The sequence below is a fragment of the Natrinema sp. LN54 genome (genome assembly GCF_052439245.1).
GTDB lineage: Archaea > Halobacteriota > Halobacteria > Halobacteriales > Natrialbaceae > Natrinema > Natrinema versiforme_A.
The window spans coordinates 270,222-294,394 of the sequence record NZ_JBQVRP010000002.1 but is presented as its reverse complement, the minus strand read 5'-3'; the positions used below and the strand labels follow the sequence as shown (position 1 = coordinate 294,394).

Below are 24,173 nucleotides of genomic sequence, written 5' to 3'. Positions count from 1 at the left end.
CCGGGCGTTCCAACTCGCGGCGGACAACGATAGCTAAGTAACCCCGGCTGGAAACCGAGGACACATGGAAGCTGCGCTGATCGTTCTCGACGGCTGGGGGCTCGGAAACGGCGGTAGAGATGCAGTCCAAGCGGCCGAGACACCAGTTTTCGACCGGATAGCGGACACGGGGTCGTACGGCCGGCTCGAGGTCGCGGGCCGGCGCGTCGGCCTGCCCGACGGCCAGATGGGAAACAGCGAGGTGGGCCACCTCAACATCGGCGCGGGACGGGTCGTCTATCAAGAGTACACGCGGATTTCGGACTCGATCGCGGACGGCTCCTTCCGGGAGAACGACGCGATCAACGCGGCCTTCGATCAGGCGCGGGAAAACGCCGTCGGACAGAAGTCCGACGAGCCCTCACTCGCTGACGCTCGCGAGGACGACGGGCGCGTCCACTTCCTCGGACTCGTCAGCGACGGCGGGGTTCACGCCGATCAGGAGCACCTGCACGCGCTGATCGAACTGGCGGCCGACCGCGACGTCGAGGCCGTCACCCACGCCATCACCGACGGCCGGGACACCTCGCCGACCGGCGGCCGGGACTACCTCGGCCGGCTCGAGGACGTAATCGACGAGCACGGGACCGGCGACGTGGCGACGGTGTCGGGCCGGTACTACGCGATGGACCGCGATCAGAACTGGGAGCGGACGAAGCGGGCCTACGACGCGATCGTAAACCGCGAGGCCGAGTGGACCGCCGACTCGGCCGTCGACGCCGTCGAGGCGTCCTACGACCGCGGGGAGACGGACGAGTTCGTCGAGCCCACGGTCGTGGACGGGCAACCGGCGCTCGAGGACGGTGACTCGGTCGTCTGGTTCAACTTCCGATCCGACCGCGCCCGGCAGTTGACGCGGATGCTCGCCGATATCCGCCCGGAGGACTGGGCGGACGAGGTCCAGACGAACCCGCCCGAGGCCGAGGTCGTGATGCTGACCCAGTACGACAAGACGTTCGACCTCCCCGTGGCCTACCCGCCGAACCAGCCCGAGCAGGTGCTCGGCGAGGTGCTCGCCGACGCGGGCCGAACCCAACTGCGGATCGCCGAATCCGAGAAGTACGCCCACGTGACCTACTTCTTAAACGGCGGCCGCGAGGTCGAGTTCGACGGCGAGATCCGGAAGATCGTCGAGAGCCCCGACGTACCGACCTACGACCTGCAACCCGAGATGAGCGCGCCCGAGGTGACTGACACGGCGATCGACACCATCGAGTCGGACGATCCCGACGTGCTCGTGCTCAACTACGCCAATCCGGACATGGTCGGTCACACGGGCGACTACGAGGCCGCGATCGAGGCCGTCGAAGCCGTCGACACGCAACTGGGGCGGCTCGTCGAGACGCTCGAGGCCGCCGGCGCGCACGTCCTCGTCACCGCGGACCACGGCAACGCCGACGACATGGGAACCGAAGAGAACCCCCACACCGCGCACACGTACAACGAGGTCCCGCTCGTCTACGTTTCGCCCGACGGAACGGACGGCAATCGGACGGTCCGCGAGGGCGGGACGCTCGCCGATATTGCGCCGACGATACTCGAGGTCATCGACCTCGATCAGCCGCCCGAGATGACCGGCGAGTCGCTGCTCGAGTGAGTGCGGCTGCGCCGGACGACGCCGACTCCGCGACTCGAGATCAACTGATGGCGTCGACCGTTCGGCTCTCCGATGTCGTCGAGTCGGATTCGGCGGCGTGACCGGCACCACGGGACCGGGACTCGAATCCCGGTCGCCGTCACTATCGTCCTCGCAGTCCCCGCGGTCATCGGCCTCGGTATCGGAACGGACGGCTCTCGAGAGATATATACGGTTCATACGAAGCTTCAATAGGGCGATAGGACTGGCTTCGGCTGGAACCGTTCCGATATGTCCCAGACCACATCCGTCCCCGACACCGAGGAGTCAGTCGTCGACGCGTACGTTCTCGACGTTCGCATCGTCGAAACCGACGCGGCCGACGACGAGGACCCGCGCTACCGATTCGAGGCACCCGAACACACCGCAATCGCGTTCGACAATCTCGAGGACGCACGGCTCTACGCCGACGTCTACTTCGACGTCAACGGCTTCGTCGAGGAGGGAACCGGCGAGCGCGGCATCCCGCCGGAGGTCGTCCAGGCGGGCAAGGACACCCTCGCCGCCTACCTCATGACGATGCCGTGGGCCGACCGCGACTGGGTCGCCTCCTTCTACGGGTCGACGCCGACCGAACTCGATCGCTACCTCACGTGGGTCCGCGACCGCGCCGAAACGATCCGGACCGACGTGCGGGAACAGGGTCTCGACTGACGGGCGCGACGGTCGATCCCGTCGTTCCCCGCCCTCGTCTCATTTTCGTCGCCGCCACCGCTCTGTACCGCTCGGAACCGCGATACCGTCGCGCCCGACGCGGTACCGCCTGACCGACACGGCGGGTCTCGAGTCGTTCGGTTCGTGCTCCGATGGGCCGAGTACCGTCGGTCCGCGCCGGAACCGACTCCCGGTCCATATTGGCGATTGTATACCACTCAATAGTCATCAGAGCGCTCTGTTCGCTATGTTCCGGAACGTTCGCCTTATCAATATACATTATAATAAGTTCCAATATTATAAAATCTAATCAGTTAATAGGGGGTTGATCCGGTTGCATGGTCGAATTTACGAGGCGAAAGCTGATAGCATCGTCAGCGGCAGCGGCAATCGGCACGGGGGCAGTCGGCCTCGCGGGGGCAGAGGAGTACCCGGAGGAACACGACACGCTCGAGGCACCTCACGTCAAGGGGAACATCGATCGGTTCTCGACGACGGCGCTCGGCGCCGAAGTAACGGGACCGTTCGTCTTCGAGACCGGGGAACTCCTCTACAGTCTTCAGGGACCCCGTAACGACAACATCGAGCCGTTCGACACGGGCGGAGTCGGCGTCTTCGACGATTTCCAGTTCACGTTCAACGGGGCGAACGACGAGTTCGACGAGCTCGAGGCACCGCGGACCGACCGCGAGGAGAAGCAGGTCCTCTCGGCGGCCGGCGAGTACCGGTTGCTCGTGCAGACGGGCGACGAGATCAACGGCGGGACCGAGCGGTTCGGCCACCCCCAGACGCCCGACGGGACGGAACTCGTCGAGATCTGCGAAGACGAGTACGAGGGGATCGGCGAACAGGCCGACATGAACTTCTTCGTCTCGACGAACGAGGAAGGGACGGAGGGGTACCTCTTTACCAACAACGAGATCCGGCCGGGCGGGATCACGCGAACGCCCCTCTACCGCGACGAGGACGGCTACTGGCAGGCCGATCTCGAGAACGCGATGGAACTTGAGAACACCGAGCCGTTCCGCGATATCGGCGGGACGAAGACCAACTGTTACGGCGATCTGAGTCCGTGGGAGACGCCGCTGTCGGCCGAAGAGGAATACGGTCACCCGCGAGTCAACGGGCTCGCGACGGTCAGCGACATCGTCGACCAGGGCAGCGGCGTCGGCCTCCGCGGCGGCAGCGAGTTCTGGAACCGACCCAACATCCTCGAGGTCGAGGCCTCGCTCCAGGAGATCTTCGGCGACGAGACCGCATACCCGATGGGGCTGCACAACAACCGCAACACCGAGAAGTTGGCCTATCACCTCGGCGTCGACCCGGTCGACATCGACGACGGCGAGGATACGCCCCGACCCATCGGCGACGAGAAATTCCCGAACCGCTACCGCTACGGGAAGATCGTCGAGGTCACCGAGCCGACGGCCGAGGTCCCGACGCCCGTCAAGCACCACGTCTTCGGTCGCGCCGCGTGGGAGTGTCCCGAAGTGCTGCCCGACGAGCGGACGGTCTATCTGGCCTCCGACGGCGGCGCGAAGGGGATCTACAAGTTCGTCGCCGAGGAGCCGATTCCGGAGTACGACACCCGGATGGACGTCCGCGGCACGCTGTACGCCATGAAGGCCACCGAGATCGGCGAGGGACCGGTCGCGGAAACCGACCTCGAGATCGAGTGGCTGGAACTCGGGACGGCGAGCAACGCCGAGATCGAGTCCTGGATCGCCGACTACGACGACGTCACGCAGGTCGACTACCTCGAGACCCACGCCGAGACCGACTGGGAGGACGACCTCGAGACCGCGCTCGCAGAGGCCGACGAGGAAGTCGCGATCAACGGCAATCGGGACTACATCACCGACGAGGAGATCGTCGAGTGGGCCGCACAGTACGAGGAACGCGGCCCCGACGGCGTCGACGAGGAACTTCGCCGCGTCCCCTTCCTCGAGACTCGCGCGGCCGCCAAGGAGATCGGTGCCAGCGTCGAGTTCAACAAGGCCGAGGGGATCGACTCCCACGACGAGGCCGAACCCGGCGACTTCATCTACTTCGGCATCTCCTCGCTCGGCGGCTCCATGGCCGACGAGCACGGCGACATCCGATTCGACGAGGTCCAGTCCGGCGTCCTCTACCGAGCCGAACTGCAGGACGACTACGACGTCTCTCGACTCGAGCCGGTCGTCGTCGGTCCGAACGGGAGCGACTCCAAGTCGGTGCTCAACCAGTCGCTCATCAACGTCGACAACGTGATGGTCATGGACGACGGTCGAGTCCTCCTCTGTGAGGACAAGAGCCCCTTCGGACGGGAACGGACGTACAGAAACGACGCGCTGTGGGTCTACGAGCCCCCGACGTCGCTGTCCGTCGACTCCGTCGCGGTCAGCCACGGCGGCACCGGCACCGCCGACCTGACGCTCTCGTCGGTGCCCGACGGGCTCGCGGGCGGTCGCGTCACCGTCTCGCTCGAGCACGCCGAGGTCGCCGAAATCACGGGCGCGAGCTACCACGACGCGATCGAACTCACCGCCGGTCCGACGATCAGCGACGACGGCTCGAGCGTCGAGTTCCAGTTCGCCGACCTCGAAAACGCGATCGAGTCGGGCTCGATGGACGTCACGCTGGCGTCGCTCGAACTCGAAGGGACCGGCACTGGGACGACGGATATCACGGTCGATATCCACGCGCTGGACGACGACGACGGGAACGCGATCGACTCCCGATCGCACACCGGTGTCGTGGTCACCGGACCGCCGGCAGTCGGCGGACCCGGCAGTGGCCGGAACCCGACGGACCCCGACGGCGACGGGAAATTCGAGGACGTCAACGGCAACGGCCGACTGGACTACGACGACGTGGTCTTGCTGTTCGATCACATCGAGGACGAGTCGGTCACCCTCAACGCCGACGCCTACGACTTCAACGAGAACGGCCGCATCGACTACAACGACATCACCGAACTCTACGACGAGATCTGAGTCGATGGCACGGCACGACGCTGACCCGGCAGTCAACGAGACGGGCCGGGGACGCACACCGACGGACGAATCGGACCGGGACGCGACCCCTTCGCGACGGTGGAAACGGCCCGTCGCGGCGCTCCTCGTCACACTTGCGATCGGCGTGGCGGTCGTCCCGATCGCTTCGATGGCGGCCGCCGACGCGGGAGCCGCGACTGCGACCGCGACGCCGACGGCCGCCGGACCCGACCTCGTCGTCGACGACGCGGCCGTCGAATCGGGCGAGACGGCGACCCACCGGCTCGCGCTCACCGACGCACCGGACGGCCTCGCCGGGTTCGAACTCACCGTCGAGCTGTCGGGCGACGACGGAACCGCGACCGTCGCGAACGCCAGCTACCCCGACCGGTACACTCCGACGACCGACCCGGCAGTGAGCGCCGACGGCCAGTCGATCACCGTCGAGGCCGCCGACCTCACCGACGAAGTGACCCCCGGCGCGAGCGACGTGACGCTCGCGACGATCGAGGTGAACGGCACCGACGCCGGGTCGACCGCGCTCGAGGTGACGGAGCTACAGATCGACGCGGACGGCGGCGACCGCATCGAACCGTCGCTCGAGGCGGGGACGCTCACGGTCGACGGCGGGTCGGCGTCACAGAACGAGACCGGCGACTCGGACGACGGGACGGGATCCGACGGCTTGGACTCGGTCCCCGGCTTCACGGGCGGCGCCGCGGTCGCTGTGATCGCCGCCCTCGCGGTCGCCCTGCTCGCGCGGTCGCGCTGACGCTGGTCGAGCGTTTTTTCGGCCGACTCGGTCGCGCCGGTCGCTCGAGTGCCGGCGAGGCGGAACGGACGACGACGATGGACCTGTCGCGTCGGCCGATTTTATTTTCGGAACGCACGTCCCGGCGATAGTCAGGGACGTTTACACGTCCGGACGATGACGGGGACAGTATGAACGGGGACAGCGACGATCCGACGGACGACAGAGCGCGGACGACCGCTCCGAACCGGTTTCGCCGGCGAGCCGCCGGCGGTCAGCGATGATCGATATCCTCACCTTGCTCGCGCTCGCCGCCGTCGGAACGGCGGTCGTCTGGAAAGGCAGCGACTGGCTCGAGGAGTCGGCGAACGCACTCGCCGCCGCGTACGGGCTCCCGCTGGTCGTCCAAGGGGCGATCGTCGCCGCCGTGGGCTCGAGCACCCCCGAACTGGCGAGCGTGTTGCTCGCGACGGTGCTCCACGGGGAGCTCGAACTGGGCGTCGGCTCCATCGTCGGCTCGGCGGTGTTCAACCTTCTCGTAATCCCGGGGCTCGCGATCCTCGTCGGCGGCGGGATCGACACGACGCGCGAACTGGTCTACAAGGAGTCGCTGTTCTACATGCTCGCGGTCGCCGCGTTGCTGCTGACGTTCTCGCTCGCGGTCATCTACAACCCCGTCGACAGCGCCGACGGCCTCATCAGAGGGGCCGTCTCGAGGCCGCTCGCGCTGTTTCCCCTCGCGCTGTACGGGCTCTACCTGTTCACCCAGTACCTCGACGCCGCGGCGAGCGACGAGCCGAACGACGAGTCGATCGCTCTCGTCCGGACGTGGCTCCGGTTCGTGCTTGGGCTGGTGCTCATCGTCGTCGGCGTCGAGGCGCTCGTCCGCGCCGCGATCGGGCTCGGGGACGCGTTCGGCACGCCGTCGTTCCTCTGGGGGATGACCGTCGTGGCGGCCGGCTCGAGCCTGCCCGACGCGTTCGTCAGTCTCGCGGCGGCGCGGGCCGATCGACCGACGGTCACGCTGGCGAACGTCCTCGGGAGCAACACGTTCGACCTGCTCGTCGCCGTCCCCATCGGCGTCCTCGTGAAGGGATCGCTGACGATCAACTTCGCGTACATCGTCCCGATGATGGGGTTTCTGGTCTTCGCGACGATTACGTTCTTCGCGATTTCGCGGACCGGGATGTACCTCTCCCGTCGGGAAGCGTGGGCACTACTGGTGACCTACGGACTGTTCGTCGTGTGGCTCGTCCTCGAGAGTCTGCGGGTCGTCAGCGTGCTCGGACTCTGAGGGAGGCTACTGGAATCCGCCCCGGAGACAGTTCGATCGATAACCCAAGGGAACCGAACGAATTCGCCTAATAGCTTTACCAGTTCCCGTTTGATAGACCGGTATGAGCGACGATCCCGATTCCGACGAGCGTCAGTTCGCCACGAACAGCGTCCACGCCGGACAGGAGCCCGATCCGACGACGGGTGCCCGGGCACCGCCGCTGTACCAGACCACCTCCTACCAGTTCGAGGACACCGACCACGCCGCCGCCCTCTTCGGGTTAGAGGAGGCCGGCAACATCTACTCGCGGATCATGAACCCGACGAACGCGATGTTAGAGGAGCGCATCGCGACGCTGGAGGGGGGCGTCGGGGCGCTTGCCACCTCGTCGGGGATGGCCGCGTTCGACCTCGCGACGTTCATCCTCGCCGAAGTCGGCGACAACATCGTCTCCTCGTCGTCGCTGTACGGCGGGACCTACACCTACCTCACCCACACCGTCGAAAAGCGGGGGATCGAGACGAAGTTCGTCGATACGCTCGACTACGAGGCCTACGCCGAGGCCATCGACGACGACACCGCGTTCGTCCACCTCGAGACGATCGGCAACCCCGCGCTGGTGACGCCGGACATCGAACGGATCGCCGACATCGCCCACGACCACGACGTGCCGCTGTTCGTCGACAACACGTTCGCCACGCCGTACCTGTGCCGCCCGCTCGAGCACGGCGCGGACCTCGTCTGGAACTCGACGACCAAGTGGATCCACGGCGCGGGGTCGACCGTCGGCGGCGTGCTCGTCGACGGCGGCTCGTTCCCGTGGCCGGAGGGCGACTACCCCGAGATCACCGAGCCGAACCCGGCCTACCACGGCGTGAACTTCTACGAGACCTTCGGCGACGCGGCCTTCTCGGTTGTCGCCCGCACCCGCGGCCTGCGCGACCTGGGCAACCAGCAGGCACCCTTCGACGCGTGGGTCACCCTGCAGAAACTCGAGTCCCTGCCCCTGCGCATGGAGAAACACTGCGAGAACGCGATGGCCGTCGCGGAGTACCTCGAGGACCACTCGAAAGTCTCCTGGGTGAACTACCCCGGCCTCGAGAGCCACGAGACCCACGAGAACGCCAAGAAGTACCTCGGGGGCGGCTACGGCGGCATGATCACCTTCGGCCTCGAAGGTGGCTACGACGCCGCCGAGACGGTCTGCAACGAGGTCGACCTCACGAGCCTGCTCGCGAACGTCGGCGACGCGAAGACGCTGATCATCCATCCCGCGAGCACGACCCACCAGCAACTCACCGAGGAGGAGAAACTGGCCGGCGGCGTCACCGACGACCTCGTGCGACTCTCGGTGGGGATCGAGGACGTCGACGACGTGATCGCGGATCTCGATCGGGCGATCGAGCAGGTGTAACTCGCAGGCGCCGCCGCGACTGCTGGCGACCGTTTCAGCGCGCTGTGAGTAGCCCTCGCGGTTAAGTTCGCTGAGACCGACTGGTCCCACGTATGCCGACTGGGATACTCACGTCAGAGGCAGCAGAGCAGATCGTCGCGACCTGTCGAACGGCCATCGGCGACAGCCTCCGTTCGGTCACCTACTTTACGCGCGACGACTTCGAGCAGCTCTACCTCCGCGACGACCTCGAGCGCGACGCCGACCTCTCGACGTTCATCGGCCACGAGTGGCGCGGCTTCAAGACCACGCAGACGGCCTACGAAGGGTCGGAACTCGGTGGATACGACTACACGATCCGGGTCTTCGAGAACGGCTTCCTCATTCGCGTGACCAACGACAGCGAGGGCGTCTTCGCCACGACTGACGGGCTGACGGTCAAAGACTTCGAAGAAGTCGCGACGGCACTCGATTCGTTCCTTACCGATCGGCAGACGGCGTAGCAGCGTCGTCGCTCGAGCGGTCGTCGTCGCGGTCGGCCGCGTCTCGGTCGTCCTCCTCGCTGTCGGCGTCCCGCCCGCCGATCGGCAGGCCGGAGCCGTGGTCGCCGTCCGTTCCGAGGAGGCGAGCGAAGCGACGACGTTCCGCGGCGTGTCTGTCCAGACTCATGCCGTCGATAGAGGACGGTTTCCCTTGTAGTAATGGGGGCCATTTTCGGTAGAAACACGTTACTTCCCTGTGAAACAGTGCCGCTGCGACCCCGAGAGCCACACCCGATGGCCCCGCTGTAGCGGTTTCCTACGAATCGATCCGTCCGTAGTCGGGACAACGTAACACCCTTTTCCGCCACGCCCGTTCGTCCGACAATGAGCGACCTTCCAGATTCCATCGCGCGCGAACTCGAGTCGCACGACGCGTTCGACCGGACCGACGACGGCTACGCCCTCGCGACGACCGTCTTCGACACCACGATCACGGCCGACGACGCCGAGGGGAAACGAGACGGCCGATTCCGCGTCACCGTCTTCCTCCCGACGCTCGACGCCGCCGTCGCCGACGAGGTCGTCGCCGACCCCGTCGAAAACGGCTGGTTCGAAACTCTCGAGCGCCGACTCGAGGACGTCTTCACCGTTGCACAGACGAGCACCCACGACGAACCGGTCGTCGAACGCGACGCCAACGAAGTCCGCGTCCGTCTCGAATACACTGCGTGGGACGCCGGCGAGGGCGTCACAGACGCCAAGGCCCTGATCGAATTCGTCGAAGGCACCTTCGCACAGGGAATCATCCCCGGCTACGACTATCAGGGGGAAGCGGCGACGCTGCTCGAGAACGCCCAGGACAGAGGTCAGCAGGCCGCGGACGGCGACGGCAGCAGCGGCGGCATGCCGCTCTAAAACGAAGTTTTGCGCTGTCGTTCGAGAGAGCTTCGCTCTCTCGTGATGACGAAAGACACCAGAGGCGTCTTTCGAACCACGGGTACGCCTGCGGCGCACCTCGACAAAAATTCGATTAAAAGCCTTCCTCGCTCCCAGTGGTCACTCGTCGGCCCGAACGCGAAGCGCTCGGTGAACAGCGGCGCTCAGGTTCTCCGAACTGTTCGATTTCTGATGCAACATTAGTGGGAGTCCATCATTCGTTGCGCCGGTTGCAACTACCCACCAGCAGTATAGACCTCAGCCCAGAGATACCCTATTCCGATGCAAGCGTATAAGAGACCGAACACGGCGAACTGCCATTCGCTATCTACGAAATACGAACCTGCCTGAACGAGCCCCAACAGAACCATCGCGACTCCAAGAATTGCTTTGTGTTGTCTCTGTACCATATTTGGAAGGTAGTCTACTTGGTTGATAAGTTCTAGTGTTGGACTATCAAACGACCGCTGTGGCCAGGAGCGCGGCTCGAGCAGACGCGAGAGCCGTGCACCCCGGGGGAGGGCAGGCCGTTGCAAGTCGCCGACCGCGAGCGAGTGAAACGAGCGAGCGGGCCGACGACTGATGTGGAGAGCGCTGTGCGCTCGGAACGGAAGGAGGAGTGCTTTTGATCGAAATTTTGCCGAGGGACATCGCGAGCGAAGCGCTCAGCGCTTCGCTCGCGATAGACCGCAGAGGAAAATTTCGTTCTTAATCCATCGCGATGTACGTCTGCGTGTTTTCGACGCCCTCGATGGCCTGAATGTGGGTGGCCGCGATCTCCTTGACTGCGGCCGGCGTCTCGACCTGCGTTTTTGCGATGAGGTCGACGTCGCCAGCGACGATGTGGGCCGACTGGACCCCGTCGATGGATTCAATGCTGTCTTTGAGCCGATCCGCCTCGCCCGTGTTCGCCTTGATCATGATAAACGCGGTAACCATCAGTTGACACCTCCGGTGTCGGAGTCGGTCTCCGAATCCGCCTCTCCCTCCAACAGTTCCGTCGCCGCCGAACTCGAGCCCGTGCCCGCGTTCGCGGCCGCTTTGGTTGCCGTTTCGCCGACCAACAGTTGGCGCACCTCGCTCAGGACGTCGAAGTCCGCGAGGACGACGAGTCGGTCGCCGTCCTCGAGCGAGAGGTCTTCGGTCGGGATGCCGAGGGGTTGGTCGCGCTTGCCGAACGCGAGGACGGTCGCGTCGGCGGGCAGTTGCAGTTCGCTGATCGTGTAGCCGTTGACGGGGGCCGCGTCGGTGAGCGTGAGTTCGACGACCTGCAGGTGCGGGGCGATGTCGGCGATGGCCCGTATCGTCCCGCCCAGCAGGGCGTTTTTCGCGCCGATCGCGCCGAGTCGCTCGGGGTAGATGATCTCGTCGACCTGATCGGCGTACTTGCGGTAGATGCCCTCGCGGTAGGCCTCGTCGATCCGCATGACCGTCCGACAGCCGTAGTGGTTGGCGATCATGCAGGCGGTGAAGTTGACGTTGAGGTCGCCGGTCAGTGCGCCGACGGCGTCGGCCGTGGTGACGCCGGCCTCCTCGAGAATGTCTTCGCGGGAGCCGTCGCCGTCGACGACGGTAAAGCCCTGATCGCGGGCCCGTCTGCGCGTCGGTTCGTCGCGTTCGACCATCGTCACCTCGTGGTCCTCGTCACGCAAGACGCGTGCTGTGCGCAGGCCGACCCGTCCAGCCCCGATAATCACGAACCGCATGTACTGGGGTACGCTCGCCCCGGTGAATAAGTTTGCGCCCGATTACCATGGTATCGAATGCAACGCCGTCGCTCGAGCACCGAAAGCGGCGGTGGAGAGCCCGTGATCGAGACGCCCGCCGCGCCGGTCTCGGTCTCCTACCCCATCGCGATGTACGTCTTCGTCTCCGTGACGCCGCTGAGTCCCTGCATGCTCGAGGAGACGGTCTGAAGCACGTCGTAGACCTCCGGTGCGTCGACCTCGGCGATGATGTCGTAGTTGCCCGCGACGATGTGGGCGTCGGCGACCGACTCGAGGCCGTCGATCTCCGCGAGCAGCCCCTCGGATTTTCCGGCGGCCGTCTTCACCATGATGAACGCGTGGACCATCGGAAGTGTGGTACAGTCTATCACGACTAAAGCCTTTGCCCGAACCGATGGTCGGGAGGTGGCGTCACGAACAGGGAAAACCGGTAGGACGCGGTTAGCTCGAGTCGGATACCGCCGACGCGAGCGCGTCCGTCACCGACTCGAGTACTACCGCCGGCGACTGCGTCGCGTCGACGCGGACGAACCGGTCGGGGTCGCGCTCGATCAGCCGTTCGTAGTTGTCCCGGACCGACTCGAGGTACTCGGCTCGCTCGAACTTGTTCGTCGTCCCCGCGCGGATCGCGGCGGTTTCGGGGTCGAGGTCGAGGTAGATCGTCAGATCCGGGGTGATCGAGAACGGCTCGTGGATGTCGATGACGTACTCGAGCGGGTCCGGGAGATCGTGGCCCTCGGCCGCCGCGAGCGTCGCGCCCTGATAGGCGAATCGGGAGTCGGAGTAGCGATCGGAGATCACGAGATTGTCCTGCTCGAGGGCGGGTTCGATCACGCGCGAGAGGTGGTCGGCGTGGTCGGCGGTGTAGAGGAACAGCTCCGCCAGCGGGTCGGCGTCGTCGTCCTCGATCGAGCGGTAGACGACCTCGCCGTACCACGAATCGTCCGTCGGTTCCCGCGTGAACGTGGCCTCGGGATAGCGCTCGTGTAAGGCCTCCCAGACCGTCGTCTTGCCGCTGCCGTCCAGTCCCTCGAGCGTGACGAGCATGGTCCCACCTCGTGGCGGTTCCTATTACAATCCGTCGAACGCCGGCCACACCGAACAGTGTCGCCGCACACCTATTTATCGCTGTACCTGCATCTCTCGGGTATGAAGGTCCTCGTCGCCGGCGGCACCGGATTCATCGGAACGAATCTCTGCGAAGAACTGGCCAAGCGCGGCCACGAGGTGACGGCGCTATCGCGGTCTCCGGGTGACGCCGGCCTCCCCGACGGCGTCGAGTCGGCTCTGGGAAACGTCAGCGCCTACGACTCGATCGCCGACACCGTCGTCGGCCACGACGCCGTCGTGAACCTCGTCTCGCTCTCGCCGCTCTACAAACCGCCCGAGGGAACGAGCCACGAGGAAGTTCACCTCGAGGGCACGGCGAACCTCGTCCGCGCCGCCGAGGCCGCCGGCGTCGATCGCTTCCTCCAACTGAGCGCGCTCGGTGCCGATCCCGACGGCGAGACCGCCTACATCCGTGCCAAGGGGAAGGCCGAGGCGGTGGTCAGAGAGTCGGCGCTCGAGTGGACGATCGTTCGCCCGTCGGTCGTCTTCGGCGACGGCGGCGAGTTCGTCGAGTTCACGAAGACGCTGACGACGCCGTACGTGACGGGGCTGCCGGGCGGTGGGAAGACCCGGTTCCAGCCAATCTGGGTCGGCGACCTCGTCCCGATGCTGGCCGACGCGCTTGAAGGTAGCGAGGCGCGAAGCGCCTCGGAAGCGAGCGAGCAGGGCTCGCGAGCAGATGACGCCCACGTCGGCGAAATCTACGAACTCGGCGGGCCGCAGATCGCCACGCTCGCGGACGTGACGGAACTGGTGTACGCGGCCGAGGGGAAAGACGTCACGATCGTCCCGATCCCGATGGAACTGGCGAAACTCGGCCTCTCGGCGATCGACTCGCTGCCGTTCGTTCCCTTCGGCCCCGATCAGGGCCGGTCGCTCGAGTTCGACAACACCGTCGCCGACAACGACGTGACCGCGTTCGGCCGCGACCCGACGGCGTTGCGAACGCTCGGTTCGTATCTCGGTCTCGAGGGGACCCGCCACCGGGCGAAACCGGCAGAAACGGCCTGATTGCGGCCGCGATCACAGGTATCGCGCGCGATTGCACTCGCCGGATATACGTAACATAAAAAACATCTGTAGGCCGAGTAAGCAGTGATTTCCGGAGCGGAATACCCGCTCGAATACCGCCTCAGTCCTGCGATTAGCCCGAATAGTATGCGACTAGAGAAAGTCAGTTTAGCACAAGACTTATATCCTCCATCGCACTGTTACCAATTCAACGGAGCCCCCTGACAAATAATGAAGCTGGCGATGATCGGATTCGGACAGGCTGGTGGCAAAATCGTCGATCGATTCCTCGATTACGACGATCGGACGAACAGCGGAATCGTCCGGGCGGCAATCGCCGTCAACTCCGCGAAAGCGGACCTCATCGGTCTCGACAATATTCCACAGGAGAACCGCGTACTCATCGGCCAGGCCCGGGTAAAGGGCCACGGCGTGGGTGCTGACAACGAACTCGGCGCGGAAGTCGCCGAGGAGGACATCGACGAGGTCCAAAACGCCATCGACTCGATCCCGACCCACGAGGTCGACGCCTTCCTGATCGTTTCGGGGATGGGCGGCGGCACCGGCTCGGGCGGCGCGCCCGTCCTCGCGAAACACCTCAAGCGAATCTACACGATCCCCGTCTACGGGCTCGGCGTCCTGCCGGGTACGGACGAAGGCGGGATCTACACGCTCAACGCGGCGCGATCCTTCCAGACGTTCGTCCGCGAGGTCGACAACCTGCTCGTCTTCGACAACGACTCCTGGCGACAGACCGGCGAGTCCGTCGAGGGCGGTTACGAGCAGATCAACGAGGAAATCGTCCGTCGCTTCGGCATCCTCTTCGGTGCCGGTGAAGTCGGCGACGGACAGGAAGTCGCCGAGAGCGTCGTCGACTCTTCGGAGATCATCAACACGCTTTCCGGTGGTGGTGTCTCGACCGTCGGCTTCGCGAGCGAGGAGGTCGAACTGAACTCCGGCGGCGGCCTCCTCTCGCGGTTCACCGGCGACGACGGTGGCGGCGCGGACGACGACCTCGACGCCGCGAACACGACGAACCGCATCACGAGCCTCGTCCGCAAGGCCGCGCTCGGCCGGCTCACGCTCCCCTGCGAGATCGAAGGCACCGAGCGCGCCCTGCTCGTGCTCTCCGGTCCCTCGGAGTACCTGAACCGGAAAGGCATCGAACGCGGCCGCAAGTGGCTCGAGGAGGAAACGGGAAGCATGGAAGTTCGCGGTGGCGACTTCCCGCGAGAGGAGCCCGAAGTGGCCGCGGCGATCTTGCTCTCCGGCGTGACGAACGTTCCCCGGATCAAGCGCCTGCAGCAGGTGGCCATCGAGGCACAGGACAACATCGACGACATCCAGCAGGAGAGCGAAGAGAACCTCGAGGAACTCGTCGAAGACGACGAGGACGAACTCGAGCCGCTGTTCTAGGCCCTCGTTCTTTCGGTTTTCGACGCCGCGAGCGGTCGCACTCGTGTCGGGGGGCACGAGATCGGAGCACACGTGTCTCCGGGGGGAACCGGTCGCATTCCGACGTGTTTTTGAGCGCGCCCGGACTACCGCAACTAGATTCAGATGCGCGTCGTCGTCCCGTTCGCCGCCGAGACGCCGAAAACTCGCCTCGAGTCAGTACTCACGCCGGCCGAGCGGTCGGCCGTCGCCCGCGCCATGCTCGCAGACGTCCTGCGCGCGATCGTCGACGCCGGCCACGAGCCGACGATCGTCTCGACCGCGCCGCTCGCGCTCGAGGATCTCGAACTCTCGAGCGAGGTCGCCGCGTCGACATCGATCACGGTCGACGACCGGTCGCTGACGGACGCGGTCAACGCGCGGCTGCCGGGGACTGACGGGAACGAGGATGGCGAGAGCGAGAGCGACGACGCGGCCACTGCTCCCGACCGCGAACCCGTCGCCGTCGTCATGGCCGACCTCGCGCTGGCGACCCCCGATGCGCTCGAGCGACTCCTGACGACTGCTGCCGACATCGCGATCGCACCGGGGCGTGGCGGCGGAACGAACGCGCTCGTTGTCGGTCATCCCGAGTTCCGCGTGGACTACCACGGCACTTCGTATCTCGACCACTGCGAGATCGCCCGCGAGAGCGGGGCCACCCTCGAGACGATCGACTCGTTCCGGCTGGCGACCGATATCGATGAGCCGGCCGATCTCGTCGAGGTGCTCGTCCACGGACGCGAGGGCGACCGCGCACCCGCTCGGCTCCGCGAGCTGGGGTTCGAACTCGACGATCGAGCCGGCCGAGTCGACATCGCCCGGAGCGAGGATCGCGCGAGGAAGTGATCGGTCGCGCTCGAGGCGATCACGTCGAGGGAAGGCCTTATGTGCCGAGCGACGACATCCAGAGGTAATGTTTCCCGGGGCGAGCGAGTACGGCGTCGATATCGCGGTCGACGACGGAGCCGTCGACGAGCTGTTACAGACCAGCCCGAGCGACGTCGAGGCACCGCCGTCACTGACCTTTTCCCGAAACGTCTTCATCCCGCTGACCACGGCCTGTCGCTACACCTGTACCTACTGCACCTACTTCGACCCGCCGGGACAGGCCTCCCTGCTCTCGCTCGAGGAGGTCCGCGAAATCTGCCGGCGCGGGGCCGACGCCGGCTGTACGGAGGCGCTGTTTACCTTCGGCGACGACCCCGACGAGCGCTACACCGAGATTCACGCGCAACTCGAGGAGTGGGGCCACGACTCGATCCACACCTACCTGCGGGAGGCGTGCGAGGTGGCCTTAGAGGAGGGACTGCTCCCCCACGCGAATCCGGGCGATCAGACCCGCGAGCAGCTGGCGGCCGTCGCGGACGTCAACGCCAGCATGGGCGTGATGCTCGAGACGACCGCCGAGGTGGGCGCACACGCGGGACCGCGGCGCAAGGTGCCCGGCCAGCGGCTCCGGACTCTGAAAAACGCGGGCGAACTGGACGTCGCCTTCACGACCGGGATTCTGGTGGGGATCGGCGAGGACTGGCGCGACCGCGCGGAGAGCCTGCTGGCGATCCGCGAGTTACACGAGCGCTACGACCACATCCAGGAGGTGATCGTCCAACCGGTCGTGGACAACGAGCGCTGGTCTGACGGCTCGCCCGATCTCGCGACGATGCGGCAGGTGACGGCGATGGCCCGCGTCGCCCTCCCCGAGGCGGTCTCCGTGCAGGTCCCGCCGAACCTCGCCCCCGCGAAGGACCTGATCGACTGCGGCGTCGACGATCTGGGCGGCGTCTCGCCGGTCACCGACGACCACATCAACCCCGAGTACAAGTGGCCCGCGCTGCGCGAACTCGAGGAGATCGCCGACCACGCGGGCGTGCCACTCGGCGAACGGCTCCCGGTCTACGAGCGGTTCCTGCCCGCAGATCTGCGGACGACAGGGTTCGACGGCACCCTCGCCGACGGCGCGGACGGCGACCGGGAGTGGATTTCGCCGACGATTCGGGACGCGCTCGGCGGCGACGGTTCGGCCGGCCGGCGCTACCGGTCCGTGCTCCGGGACGAGACGGCAGCGACTGCCGACTAACCGAACGGCAGCGCGGTCCGCTGGCGACCCGGGATGGTCGTCGAACGACTAAAAGTAGTCCTCGTGGACGGCGAGTCCCTCGTCCTCGAGCACCGGTCCCTCCACATTCGTCGACCCATTTGCCCGGTCGACCACCTCCTCGCAGGGAATTTCGATCACGCCGTCGTCGCGGACAGCTGCGAGCGAGTCGACGGAGACGCTGTAAACCACCCGATCCAGCCCCGCGTAGACGATCGCGCTCGCACACATCGGACACGGCTCTGTGCTGGTGTACATCGTACAGGATGCGCGCTCGTCGGGCTCGAGTTCGCTCGCGGCCCATCGGGCTAGTTCGAACTCCGGATGGGCGGCAATATCGTCGTCGGTGAGGGTGGTGTTCTCCGCAGTCCGGACGACTTCGTCGTCGACGACGAGCAGGGATCCGAAGGGCGTGTTGCCGTGGTCGACCGCCGATTCCGCGAGATCGATCGCCTGCCGTACGTACGATTCGTCGGTGGCCATAGCGGCCGTTCGACCGCCGATTCCGAAACGCTTCCCCTCGAGGGGCACTCGAGCGAGGCGTTACGTACAGGAGAAGCCGCCGTCGACGACCAGCGCCTGCCCGGTGATCCAGTCGGCCTCGTCGCTGGCCAGAAATAGCATCGCGTTCGCGATGTCCTCGGGCTCGCCGAGGCGCTTGAGCGGATAATACCTCGATAGCTCTTCCTTCCTCGCCGCCCACTCCTCCTCGGTGTAGTTCTTCCGGGGCATCGCGGTGTCGGTCACGCCCGGACAGACCGCGTTCGCCCGGACGCCGGCCGGGCCGACCTCCGCCGCGACGGTCCGCGTGAAGTTGACGACCGCGCCCTTCGACAGCGAGTACGCGCCGAGTTCCGGCGCGCCGATGACGCCCGCCAGCGACGCCGTGTTGACGATCGCGCCCGACCCCTGCTCCTTGAAGTGGGGCAGCACGGCGTGACAGCCGTTCCAGACGCCCTTGACGTTCACGTCCATGACTCGGTCGCGCTCGCCCTCGGCGATCTCCTCGATCTTCGCGCGCTCGTGGCTCACGCCCGCGTTGTTCACCATGATATCGAGGCCGAACTCCGAGACCGCCTCGTCGACCGCCGCGTGGACCGCGTCGGCGTCGCGGACGTCTAACTCGAGTGCGGTCCCGTCCCGCCCCATGCTCTCCACGCGGTCGATCGTCTCCTGGGCCCCCTCGAGATCGACATCGGCCGCGACGATCGTCGCGCCCTCTTCGGCGAACAGTTCGGCGGTCTCCCGGCCGAGACCGGAGCCCGCACCCGTGATAAATGCTGACTTACCTTCGAGTCGCATATTCACATGTTATTAAGTATCATCATAAATCATCGCCCCGTAATCGGAGCCCGAGCGCGGGCGGCGACTCGAGAGCACACAGCGTTATCCCCCTCCACCCACGGATACCGCGTATGCACGTCGATCTGAGCCACCCGATCGAGACCGGGATGCAGACGTACCCGGACGACCCGGCCGTCGCCGTCCGGCGGCACACGACCCACGAGGACCACGGCGTCCGCGTCGACGCCCTCGAGTGTGGCAGCCACACCGGAACCCACGTCGACGCGCCCGCCCACACCGAACCCGACGGAAAAACTCTCGAGGCGTTCCCGCTCGAGCGGTTCGCCGTCGACGCGGTCCGGATCGACTGCCGCGATCTCGGGGCCCGCGAGCCGATCCCGGCGGACCGGGTTCCGGCCGTCGACGCCGATCTCGCCGCGTTCTGGACGGGCTGGGACGCCCACTGGGACACCGATCGCTACCTCGAGCATCCGTACCTCTCGCCGGCAGCGGCCGAGGCGTGCGTCGAGCGTGAGTTCGACGTGGCCGTGGACGCGCTCAACCCCGATCCAACTCCGACGGAAAACGCCGGTGAGGACGAGCCAGCGGGGTTTCAGGCACACCACGCGCTGCTCGGCGACGAGCGGTTGATCCTCGAGAACCTGACGAACCTCGAGTCAGTCGGGGATCGCTTCGAACTCCGGGCGTATCCGCTGGCGCTCTCGAGCGACGGCGCGCCGGTGCGGGCCGTCGGTGTCGAAAGCATGGAATAGAACTGCCTCCTTCCGGCGCCGGCTCGAGGCACCCGTCTCTCCGGTTCGTTCGGGTATCGGCCGTCGCCGACCGGCAGCCGCTCAGTCGTCGGCCGGAACCGCTCGCTCCTCGCGCTCCGCTCGAGTCAGCAGCGGCGTGCCGTCGGCCTTCGGCCCGAGTCGAGGGCCGAAGGGCGGGTCGTCGGGATCGATGACGCGCCGCTGCTCGTAGTCGGTCGAGCGTTCGACGGGGACGCGACCGATCGAGGCGATCATCTCGACGTAGTCCTCGAACGAGCGGAACTCGCCGAAGCCGCCGCCCGCTCGTTTGGTGATCTCCTCGGAGAGGATCGTTCCCATGTAGTCGTCGGCCCCGCAGTTGAGCATCTTCAACCCTTGCTCGTCACCGTACTTGACCCACGAGGACTGGATGTGGTCGATATTGTCGAGGAACAGCCGCGAGACGGCGATCAGCAGTTCGTCCTCGTCGATGCTCGGGCCGCTCGAGACCACGTCGTGTTCGAACAGCGGCGTGTTCTGGTGGACGAAAGAGAGCGGGACGAACTCCGTAATGTTGCCGGTCCGGTCCTGCAAGTCCCGAATTCGTTTCAGGTGCAGCGCGCGGTGGGCCTCGTTCTCGACGTGGCCGTACATGATCGTCGCCGTCATCCCGAGTCCGACGTTCGCGGCGGCCTCCATGGCCTCGAGCCAGTCCTCGGTGCCGATCTTGCCCGGGCAGATCACGTCGCGGACTTCCTCGACGAGGATCTCGGCCGCGGTTCCGGGAACGGTGTCGAGGCCGGCGTCTTTCAGCCGCCGGTAGACCTCCTCGTAGGACCAGTCGGTGCCCCGGCGGGCGTGGTAGGCCTCTTCGGGCGTCATCGAGTGGACGTGGACGCCGTCGACGCTCATCGCCGCGATCTGGTCCGTGTAGGTGCCCGGGCTGGTGTCGTACCGTTCGGGGGGCTTGTAGTTGACTTCCTTCGGGTTCGGGTGATCGTCGAGGATCGCTCGGTGTTCCTCGTCGAGCGCGAACGCGGGGTGGAGCCCGGAGACCGACGTGACCTCGTAGATCCCCCGGTCGACCGCATCGGAGACGATCTCGCGGGACTCCGCGGGCGTCTTCGTGAAGCCGGCCGTCTCGATCTCCGTCTCGCTCTCGAAGGTGTGGGCGGCGTCCTTGAAGTTACAGAACAGACAGCCCACGTTACAGGCCGTCGTCACGTTGTTGTTCAGGTTCGCGATGAAGGTGACCTCCTCGCCGACCTGCTCGGCCCGGCGGCGGTCGGCCGCCTCGAGCACGCGCTCCTTGCGTTTCCGGTCGATCCCCTCGCTCTCGGTCCCCGTGGTGAGTAACTCGATCGCGTCGTCGACCGCGAGTCGCTCGCCGTCGCGCGCCTTTGCCAGTGCGTTCTCGAAGGACTGGTCGGTCTCGGGAACGTGATCGAACGTGAGGTCGGCCTCGGTCACCGGTCGCTCCATCGACGTAACGATACCCGTACAGCGAGAAAAGCATGATGGATCAGGAACCGCCGTCCGCCCCGGCGTCTCCGGCCGCGGCTCGCTCGAGACAACTCGGAGTTCGCAGGTCCCGAAGCTATCCGCGAGGCGAGCGAAGGCAAGCATATGAGCTCACGGACGCCGGAGGAATGTATCGACCTCGCCCTCGACGACGAAGCCGCCGACGGGCGGCGAACCGATGCGATTCGCGAACTGAAGACGGCAAACGAGTGCGACGAACTCGCGGCGCTCGTCCGCCGGGAGAACTTGGCCGATCAGTATCGCCGGCAGGCCCTCGAGGCACTCGCGACGCCCCAGTGCGATTCGACGCTTCGAACCCTCGTCGAAGACGGGCTCGAGGGATCGTTACAGCAGGACGCCGAAGAATTGCTCGCGACCGTCGAGGACGACTGAGAGTGTGGACGAATCCGTCGGTTCGCACACGAGTCATGCGCTCGCGCCGCCGATCAGCGGTCTCCCGCGCGATACTGAAACCTTCTTACGGTCCGGCCACGGCAACTGGGATATGAACTGCGGGAGCGGACACGGTCTGGGGTGTCTCGAATGACGAGCGTCAAAGAGTTCCGCATCGAGGAGGCGGCGACCGCCGACGACCTCGGTCGCGGCTCGTTCGTCTTCACCGACGACTACTCGGTGTTCGACTGGGGGAAGATGCCCGACCAGATCCCACAGAAGGGCGCGAGCCTCTGTACGATGGGTGCGTTCAACTTCGAACTGCTCGAGGCCGAAGGCGTCCCCACCCACTACCGCGGGGTCGTCGAGAACGGCGACGTCATCCCGCTCGAGGACGCGTCCCACCCGCCGTGGGAGATGGCCATCGATCTCACGCAGGTGCCCGAGCTTCCCCACGAGGGCCGCGAGTACGACTACGACAGCTACCACGACGCAGCCGGCGAGAACTACCTGATCCCCCTCGAGATCGTCTTCCGCAATCGAGTCCCCGTCGGCTCGAGCCTGCGGGATCGGACCGACCCCGCCGACCACGGCCTCGCGTTCGAGAGTTGGCCCGACGAGGCCGTCGACCTCGAGGACCCGATCGTCGAGTTCACCACGAAGTACGAGGAGAGCGACCGCCACCTCGACCGCGACGAGGCCGATTCGATCGCCGGCAAGGCAGCGATCGAGGACCTCGAGTCCCTCGCCCGCGAGGTCAACCGGATCGTCACCGAACAGGCCGACTCGGCCGGGCTGGTCCACGAGGACGGCAAGATCGAGTGTCTCTACTACGGCGGCGAAATTCGCGTCGGCGACGTCGTCGGCACGTTCGACGAGAACCGCTTCAGCTACGAGGGCACCCAGCTCTCCAAGGAGGTGCTCCGCCAGTACCACAAGCGCACCCAACCCGAGTGGGTCCAAGCCGTCGACGCCGCCAAGGCCGAGGCCAAACGAGAGAACGTCGCCGACTGGAAGTCGCTCTGCGACGAAGAACCGGAATCCCTCGAGGACGGTGTCCTCGAGACCGCTCGCGACCTGTACTGTGCGGGTGCCAACGCCTACACCGGCCAGGAGTTCTTCGACGCGCCGCCGCTCTCGAGCGCGATCGGTGCGGTTCGGCGGCTCTGAGACGGCTCGACCGGCGCTTGCCGACCGCAGTCCCGAACTCGACGGGATCGCACACCGTGAACTGTGCTATCGTTCCACAATCCGTAGCGAAGAAAGTAACCCTCATATTGAGGGCCGAACCACGGTCGAACGAACGCAAATGACCCCTGCTATCGCCAGTGGCGCCGCAACGAGTATCGTCCTGTTCAGTCTCACCAGCGGGATCGCAGCCGTCTCGAGCGCCGTGCTCGCCCTGTTCATGCTCGTGATGGTCGGCTTCGCCGTCGCACCGCTGTTCTCCTCGTCGTGGATCGGCCAGCAGGACGTGTCGTCGGCCGCGGCCAACGCCGAACCGAACGACGACTGAGTCCCCCGTTTTCTTTGCTCGTCGTTCGTCTCCGCAACACGAGTGGCTAGGCGCTTGTCCGATCCTACCGCAGGAGCATCACGAGTAGAAAGAGGACGGGAAACCCGATGCCGACCAATAGGATCCCGATAAAGACGATCTGGGGGGAAAGAATCGGGAGAAGCAGTACGAGAAGGACGGCACTCAGAAGGGCGATAATGAGATTCAGGCGGAGTTTGATCCCTGACTCGTCCATTACGATATCTCTCACGTAGCACACGATATGTTTTTTGATTTACGTATAGCCGTTGCCCGCGAGCTCGTCCTCTCGAGTCGCTGTCCGCCGACGATGGAGATGCGATGACGGCTTGCAACTGAGTGCCCAATCCCGATGGCGTTGACCGGCGAAGCGCCGTCCATGCAAGAAAGCGAGTTCTACGGACTGGTACAGGAAGCGGGCCACCTCGACACGACGGATCGCGCGCAGGCCGCGACCGAGGCCGTCATGGCGACGCTCGCCGAGACGCTGACCGGCGGCGAGGCCGAGAACGTCGCCGCACAGCTCCCCGACGAACTGGCCGGGATCGTCGAGGACGCCGATCACGACGCCGCCGGCTACGACCGGGACGATTTCGTCGAACGGGTGAGCGAACAACTCCGCGGGACGGACGTCGAGCCCGACGACGCGGAACAGTACGCCGACGCGGTGACCGACGCCCTCGCGGTCGCGCTGACCGACGGCGAACTGCAGGACCTGAAGGCCCAACTCGACGACGACCTCGATCCGCTGTTCGAGGGCGTGACGGTCGACCGCGAGAACGTCTGAACGGTCTGAACGACTCGAGCGGGCCGAAAGCGACGGTCAATACCGAGTCGTCGTCATCGAGCCGCCAACCGGTGCCGTTTCGGGGTTGCCGGCCGGGCGAACGGATTCGCCGACCGTGGCCGAATACGCCGCAATGGATTCGTTCAAGTGGGCCTCGGTCCACCTGTCAACCGATGACCGATTCGACGGACGACGACTCACCCGACTGTCGACAGTGTGGCAATCCCGTAGGACCGTCCTCCGAACAGCGCGTCGTGACGACCGTCGAGGACGGAACGACCGTCTACCGGCACTTCTGTACCGACGACTGTCTCGAGCAGTGGGAGTCGTCGACGTCCGCCTGAGCGCCGGACTAGTTCTTCGCTGTAGTCACCGAAACC

27 protein-coding genes are annotated in these 24,173 nt (G+C 65.8%); 18 read left to right on the top strand and 9 right to left on the bottom strand.

What is annotated here, in order from left to right; genetic code table 11:
* The first annotated feature begins 64 nt into the window (after positions 1 to 64).
* The 7 genes from gpmI to ACT4ML_RS06585 all read left to right on the top strand — a co-directional run bounded on the left by gpmI (position 65) and on the right by ACT4ML_RS06585 (position 9,227).
* The gene (gpmI, locus tag ACT4ML_RS06615) at positions 65 to 1,636 is read left to right on the top strand and encodes a 2,3-bisphosphoglycerate-independent phosphoglycerate mutase (protein WP_444720148.1); all 1,572 of its coding nucleotides are present in this window, start codon (positions 65 to 67) and stop codon (positions 1,634 to 1,636) included.
* 270 nt (positions 1,637 to 1,906) lie between these two features.
* Positions 1,907 to 2,329 carry a hypothetical protein gene (locus tag ACT4ML_RS06610; RefSeq protein ID WP_444720147.1) on the top strand — a complete coding sequence of 141 codons (423 nt, stop codon included), beginning with the start codon at positions 1,907 to 1,909 and terminating at the stop codon, positions 2,327 to 2,329.
* Positions 2,330 to 2,667: 338 nt separating this feature from the next.
* Entirely contained in the window at positions 2,668 to 5,304 is a 2,637-nt protein-coding gene (locus tag ACT4ML_RS06605) for an alkaline phosphatase PhoX (protein WP_444720146.1), read from the top strand.
* 4 nt (positions 5,305 to 5,308) lie between these two features.
* Positions 5,309 to 6,076, top strand: a complete 768-nt coding sequence (locus tag ACT4ML_RS06600; protein WP_444720145.1) for a hypothetical protein — start codon at positions 5,309 to 5,311, stop codon at positions 6,074 to 6,076.
* A 259-nt stretch (positions 6,077 to 6,335) separates the two neighbouring features.
* A complete protein-coding gene (locus ACT4ML_RS06595) occupies positions 6,336 to 7,349 on the top strand; it encodes a sodium:calcium antiporter (protein ID WP_444720144.1) in 1,014 nt (337 codons plus the stop codon).
* Positions 7,350 to 7,452: 103 nt separating this feature from the next.
* Positions 7,453 to 8,745, top strand: a complete 1,293-nt coding sequence (locus ACT4ML_RS06590) for an O-acetylhomoserine aminocarboxypropyltransferase/cysteine synthase family protein (protein WP_444720143.1) — start codon at positions 7,453 to 7,455, stop codon at positions 8,743 to 8,745.
* Between the two features lie 92 nt (positions 8,746 to 8,837).
* Positions 8,838 to 9,227, top strand: coding sequence for a DUF7522 family protein (locus tag ACT4ML_RS06585; protein ID WP_444720142.1), 390 nt, complete (start codon positions 8,838 to 8,840; stop codon positions 9,225 to 9,227).
* On the opposite strand, the gene ACT4ML_RS06580 is transcribed toward ACT4ML_RS06585, so the two are convergent.
* Entirely contained in the window at positions 9,205 to 9,393 is a 189-nt protein-coding gene (locus ACT4ML_RS06580) for a hypothetical protein (RefSeq protein WP_444720141.1), read from the bottom strand. The two genes, ACT4ML_RS06585 and ACT4ML_RS06580, sit on opposite strands and share 23 nt — an antisense overlap.
* A 197-nt stretch (positions 9,394 to 9,590) precedes the next feature.
* Here ACT4ML_RS06580 and ACT4ML_RS06575 point away from each other — a divergent pair, with 197 nt between their 5' ends.
* Positions 9,591 to 10,121, top strand: a complete 531-nt coding sequence (locus tag ACT4ML_RS06575; protein ID WP_444720140.1) for a DUF5813 family protein — start codon at positions 9,591 to 9,593, stop codon at positions 10,119 to 10,121.
* Positions 10,122 to 10,850: 729 nt separating this feature from the next.
* On the opposite strand, the gene ACT4ML_RS06570 is transcribed toward ACT4ML_RS06575, so the two are convergent.
* The 4 genes from ACT4ML_RS06570 to tmk all read right to left on the bottom strand — a co-directional run bounded on the left by ACT4ML_RS06570 (position 10,851) and on the right by tmk (position 12,916).
* Entirely contained in the window at positions 10,851 to 11,081 is a 231-nt protein-coding gene (locus ACT4ML_RS06570; protein ID WP_444720139.1) for an Lrp/AsnC family transcriptional regulator, read from the bottom strand.
* On the bottom strand, positions 11,081 to 11,848 hold the full coding sequence (locus ACT4ML_RS06565; RefSeq protein ID WP_444720138.1) for a potassium channel family protein: 768 nt from the start codon (positions 11,846 to 11,848) through the stop codon (positions 11,081 to 11,083). The genes ACT4ML_RS06570 and ACT4ML_RS06565 overlap by 1 nt, the downstream gene beginning before the upstream one ends.
* A 137-nt stretch (positions 11,849 to 11,985) precedes the next feature.
* Positions 11,986 to 12,216, bottom strand: a complete 231-nt coding sequence (locus ACT4ML_RS06560; protein ID WP_138245990.1) for an Lrp/AsnC family transcriptional regulator — start codon at positions 12,214 to 12,216, stop codon at positions 11,986 to 11,988.
* Positions 12,217 to 12,310: 94 nt separating this feature from the next.
* The gene (gene tmk, locus ACT4ML_RS06555) at positions 12,311 to 12,916 is read right to left on the bottom strand and encodes a dTMP kinase (protein WP_444720137.1); all 606 of its coding nucleotides are present in this window, start codon (positions 12,914 to 12,916) and stop codon (positions 12,311 to 12,313) included.
* Between the two features lie 102 nt (positions 12,917 to 13,018).
* Between tmk and ACT4ML_RS06550 the strand changes: the two genes are divergently transcribed.
* The 4 genes from ACT4ML_RS06550 to cofG all read left to right on the top strand — a co-directional run bounded on the left by ACT4ML_RS06550 (position 13,019) and on the right by cofG (position 17,504).
* Positions 13,019 to 13,990 carry a complex I NDUFA9 subunit family protein gene (locus ACT4ML_RS06550; RefSeq protein WP_444720136.1) on the top strand — a complete coding sequence of 324 codons (972 nt, stop codon included), beginning with the start codon at positions 13,019 to 13,021 and terminating at the stop codon, positions 13,988 to 13,990.
* 231 nt (positions 13,991 to 14,221) lie between these two features.
* Positions 14,222 to 15,406, top strand: a complete 1,185-nt coding sequence (locus tag ACT4ML_RS06545; protein ID WP_444720135.1) for a tubulin/FtsZ family protein — start codon at positions 14,222 to 14,224, stop codon at positions 15,404 to 15,406.
* 144 nt (positions 15,407 to 15,550) lie between these two features.
* Positions 15,551 to 16,273, top strand: a complete 723-nt coding sequence (cofC, locus tag ACT4ML_RS06540; protein ID WP_444720134.1) for a 2-phospho-L-lactate guanylyltransferase — start codon at positions 15,551 to 15,553, stop codon at positions 16,271 to 16,273.
* A gap of 67 nt (positions 16,274 to 16,340) precedes the next feature.
* A complete protein-coding gene (gene cofG, locus ACT4ML_RS06535; protein ID WP_444720133.1) occupies positions 16,341 to 17,504 on the top strand; it encodes a 7,8-didemethyl-8-hydroxy-5-deazariboflavin synthase subunit CofG in 1,164 nt (387 codons plus the stop codon).
* A 48-nt stretch (positions 17,505 to 17,552) separates the two neighbouring features.
* Here cofG and ACT4ML_RS06530 read toward each other — a convergent pair whose 3' ends face one another.
* Positions 17,553 to 18,005, bottom strand: a complete 453-nt coding sequence (locus ACT4ML_RS06530) for a nucleoside deaminase (RefSeq protein ID WP_444720132.1) — start codon at positions 18,003 to 18,005, stop codon at positions 17,553 to 17,555.
* Between the two features lie 60 nt (positions 18,006 to 18,065).
* Positions 18,066 to 18,824: an SDR family NAD(P)-dependent oxidoreductase gene (locus ACT4ML_RS06525; protein WP_444720131.1), complete on the bottom strand. Its 759-nt coding sequence runs from the start codon at positions 18,822 to 18,824 to the stop codon at positions 18,066 to 18,068.
* A 113-nt stretch (positions 18,825 to 18,937) separates the two neighbouring features.
* Between ACT4ML_RS06525 and ACT4ML_RS06520 the strand changes: the two genes are divergently transcribed.
* Positions 18,938 to 19,579, top strand: a complete 642-nt coding sequence (locus ACT4ML_RS06520) for a cyclase family protein (protein ID WP_444720130.1) — start codon at positions 18,938 to 18,940, stop codon at positions 19,577 to 19,579.
* 81 nt (positions 19,580 to 19,660) lie between these two features.
* Here the strand turns inward: ACT4ML_RS06520 and cofH are convergent, their stop codons facing one another.
* Positions 19,661 to 21,040 (bottom strand): 7,8-didemethyl-8-hydroxy-5-deazariboflavin synthase subunit CofH, encoded by a 1,380-nt coding sequence (gene cofH / locus ACT4ML_RS06515; protein WP_444720129.1) that lies wholly within the window; start codon positions 21,038 to 21,040, stop codon positions 19,661 to 19,663.
* Between the two features lie 144 nt (positions 21,041 to 21,184).
* On the opposite strand from cofH, the gene ACT4ML_RS06510 reads away from it, so the two are divergent.
* The 3 genes from ACT4ML_RS06510 (at position 21,185) to ACT4ML_RS06500 (ending at position 22,988) form a co-directional block, all read left to right on the top strand.
* A complete protein-coding gene (locus ACT4ML_RS06510; protein ID WP_444720128.1) occupies positions 21,185 to 21,472 on the top strand; it encodes a hypothetical protein in 288 nt (95 codons plus the stop codon).
* 150 nt (positions 21,473 to 21,622) lie between these two features.
* On the top strand, positions 21,623 to 22,642 hold the full coding sequence (locus ACT4ML_RS06505; RefSeq protein WP_444720127.1) for a phosphoribosylaminoimidazolesuccinocarboxamide synthase: 1,020 nt from the start codon (positions 21,623 to 21,625) through the stop codon (positions 22,640 to 22,642).
* 139 nt (positions 22,643 to 22,781) lie between these two features.
* Positions 22,782 to 22,988 (top strand): hypothetical protein, encoded by a 207-nt coding sequence (locus ACT4ML_RS06500; protein ID WP_444720126.1) that lies wholly within the window; start codon positions 22,782 to 22,784, stop codon positions 22,986 to 22,988.
* Between the two features lie 64 nt (positions 22,989 to 23,052).
* On the opposite strand, the gene ACT4ML_RS06495 is transcribed toward ACT4ML_RS06500, so the two are convergent.
* On the bottom strand, positions 23,053 to 23,223 hold the full coding sequence (locus ACT4ML_RS06495; protein WP_175416437.1) for a hypothetical protein: 171 nt from the start codon (positions 23,221 to 23,223) through the stop codon (positions 23,053 to 23,055).
* 162 nt (positions 23,224 to 23,385) lie between these two features.
* On the opposite strand from ACT4ML_RS06495, the gene ACT4ML_RS06490 reads away from it, so the two are divergent.
* Positions 23,386 to 23,793, top strand: a complete 408-nt coding sequence (locus ACT4ML_RS06490) for a DUF2267 domain-containing protein (RefSeq protein ID WP_444720125.1) — start codon at positions 23,386 to 23,388, stop codon at positions 23,791 to 23,793.
* A gap of 173 nt (positions 23,794 to 23,966) precedes the next feature.
* Entirely contained in the window at positions 23,967 to 24,137 is a 171-nt protein-coding gene (locus ACT4ML_RS06485; protein ID WP_444720124.1) for a DUF7576 family protein, read from the top strand.
* Positions 24,138 to 24,173 lie beyond the last annotated feature (36 nt).

Bases quoted from the DNA above. Each gene is read 5' to 3' on its own strand.
- ACT4ML_RS06575 (WP_444720140.1), top strand. From the start codon at position 9,591: ATGAGCGACCTTCCAGATTCCATCGCGCGCGAACTCGAGTCGCACGAC.
- ACT4ML_RS06590 (WP_444720143.1), top strand. From the start codon at position 7,453: ATGAGCGACGATCCCGATTCCGACGAGCGTCAGTTCGCCACGAACAGC.
- ACT4ML_RS06570 (WP_444720139.1), bottom strand. From the start codon at position 11,081: ATGGTTACCGCGTTTATCATGATCAAGGCGAACACGGGCGAGGCGGAT.
- ACT4ML_RS06500 (WP_444720126.1), top strand. From the start codon at position 22,782: ATGACCCCTGCTATCGCCAGTGGCGCCGCAACGAGTATCGTCCTGTTC.
- ACT4ML_RS06605 (WP_444720146.1), top strand. From the start codon at position 2,668: ATGGTCGAATTTACGAGGCGAAAGCTGATAGCATCGTCAGCGGCAGCG.
- ACT4ML_RS06545 (WP_444720135.1), top strand. From the start codon at position 14,222: ATGAAGCTGGCGATGATCGGATTCGGACAGGCTGGTGGCAAAATCGTC.
- ACT4ML_RS06485 (WP_444720124.1), top strand. From the start codon at position 23,967: ATGACCGATTCGACGGACGACGACTCACCCGACTGTCGACAGTGTGGC.
- ACT4ML_RS06560 (WP_138245990.1), bottom strand. From the start codon at position 12,216: ATGGTCCACGCGTTCATCATGGTGAAGACGGCCGCCGGAAAATCCGAG.
- cofG (WP_444720133.1), top strand. From the start codon at position 16,341: ATGTTTCCCGGGGCGAGCGAGTACGGCGTCGATATCGCGGTCGACGAC.
- ACT4ML_RS06585 (WP_444720142.1), top strand. From the start codon at position 8,838: ATGCCGACTGGGATACTCACGTCAGAGGCAGCAGAGCAGATCGTCGCG.
- ACT4ML_RS06510 (WP_444720128.1), top strand. From the start codon at position 21,185: ATGAGCTCACGGACGCCGGAGGAATGTATCGACCTCGCCCTCGACGAC.
- ACT4ML_RS06525 (WP_444720131.1), bottom strand. From the start codon at position 18,824: ATGCGACTCGAAGGTAAGTCAGCATTTATCACGGGTGCGGGCTCCGGT.
- gpmI (WP_444720148.1), top strand. From the start codon at position 65: ATGGAAGCTGCGCTGATCGTTCTCGACGGCTGGGGGCTCGGAAACGGC.
- ACT4ML_RS06580 (WP_444720141.1), bottom strand. From the start codon at position 9,393: ATGAGTCTGGACAGACACGCCGCGGAACGTCGTCGCTTCGCTCGCCTC.
- ACT4ML_RS06490 (WP_444720125.1), top strand. From the start codon at position 23,386: ATGCAAGAAAGCGAGTTCTACGGACTGGTACAGGAAGCGGGCCACCTC.
- ACT4ML_RS06520 (WP_444720130.1), top strand. From the start codon at position 18,938: ATGCACGTCGATCTGAGCCACCCGATCGAGACCGGGATGCAGACGTAC.
- ACT4ML_RS06550 (WP_444720136.1), top strand. From the start codon at position 13,019: ATGAAGGTCCTCGTCGCCGGCGGCACCGGATTCATCGGAACGAATCTC.
- tmk (WP_444720137.1), bottom strand. From the start codon at position 12,916: ATGCTCGTCACGCTCGAGGGACTGGACGGCAGCGGCAAGACGACGGTC.
- ACT4ML_RS06495 (WP_175416437.1), bottom strand. From the start codon at position 23,223: ATGGACGAGTCAGGGATCAAACTCCGCCTGAATCTCATTATCGCCCTT.
- ACT4ML_RS06600 (WP_444720145.1), top strand. From the start codon at position 5,309: ATGGCACGGCACGACGCTGACCCGGCAGTCAACGAGACGGGCCGGGGA.
- ACT4ML_RS06610 (WP_444720147.1), top strand. From the start codon at position 1,907: ATGTCCCAGACCACATCCGTCCCCGACACCGAGGAGTCAGTCGTCGAC.
- ACT4ML_RS06565 (WP_444720138.1), bottom strand. From the start codon at position 11,848: ATGCGGTTCGTGATTATCGGGGCTGGACGGGTCGGCCTGCGCACAGCA.
- ACT4ML_RS06595 (WP_444720144.1), top strand. From the start codon at position 6,336: ATGATCGATATCCTCACCTTGCTCGCGCTCGCCGCCGTCGGAACGGCG.
- cofH (WP_444720129.1), bottom strand. From the start codon at position 21,040: ATGGAGCGACCGGTGACCGAGGCCGACCTCACGTTCGATCACGTTCCC.
- ACT4ML_RS06530 (WP_444720132.1), bottom strand. From the start codon at position 18,005: ATGGCCACCGACGAATCGTACGTACGGCAGGCGATCGATCTCGCGGAA.
- cofC (WP_444720134.1), top strand. From the start codon at position 15,551: ATGCGCGTCGTCGTCCCGTTCGCCGCCGAGACGCCGAAAACTCGCCTC.
- ACT4ML_RS06505 (WP_444720127.1), top strand. From the start codon at position 21,623: ATGACGAGCGTCAAAGAGTTCCGCATCGAGGAGGCGGCGACCGCCGAC.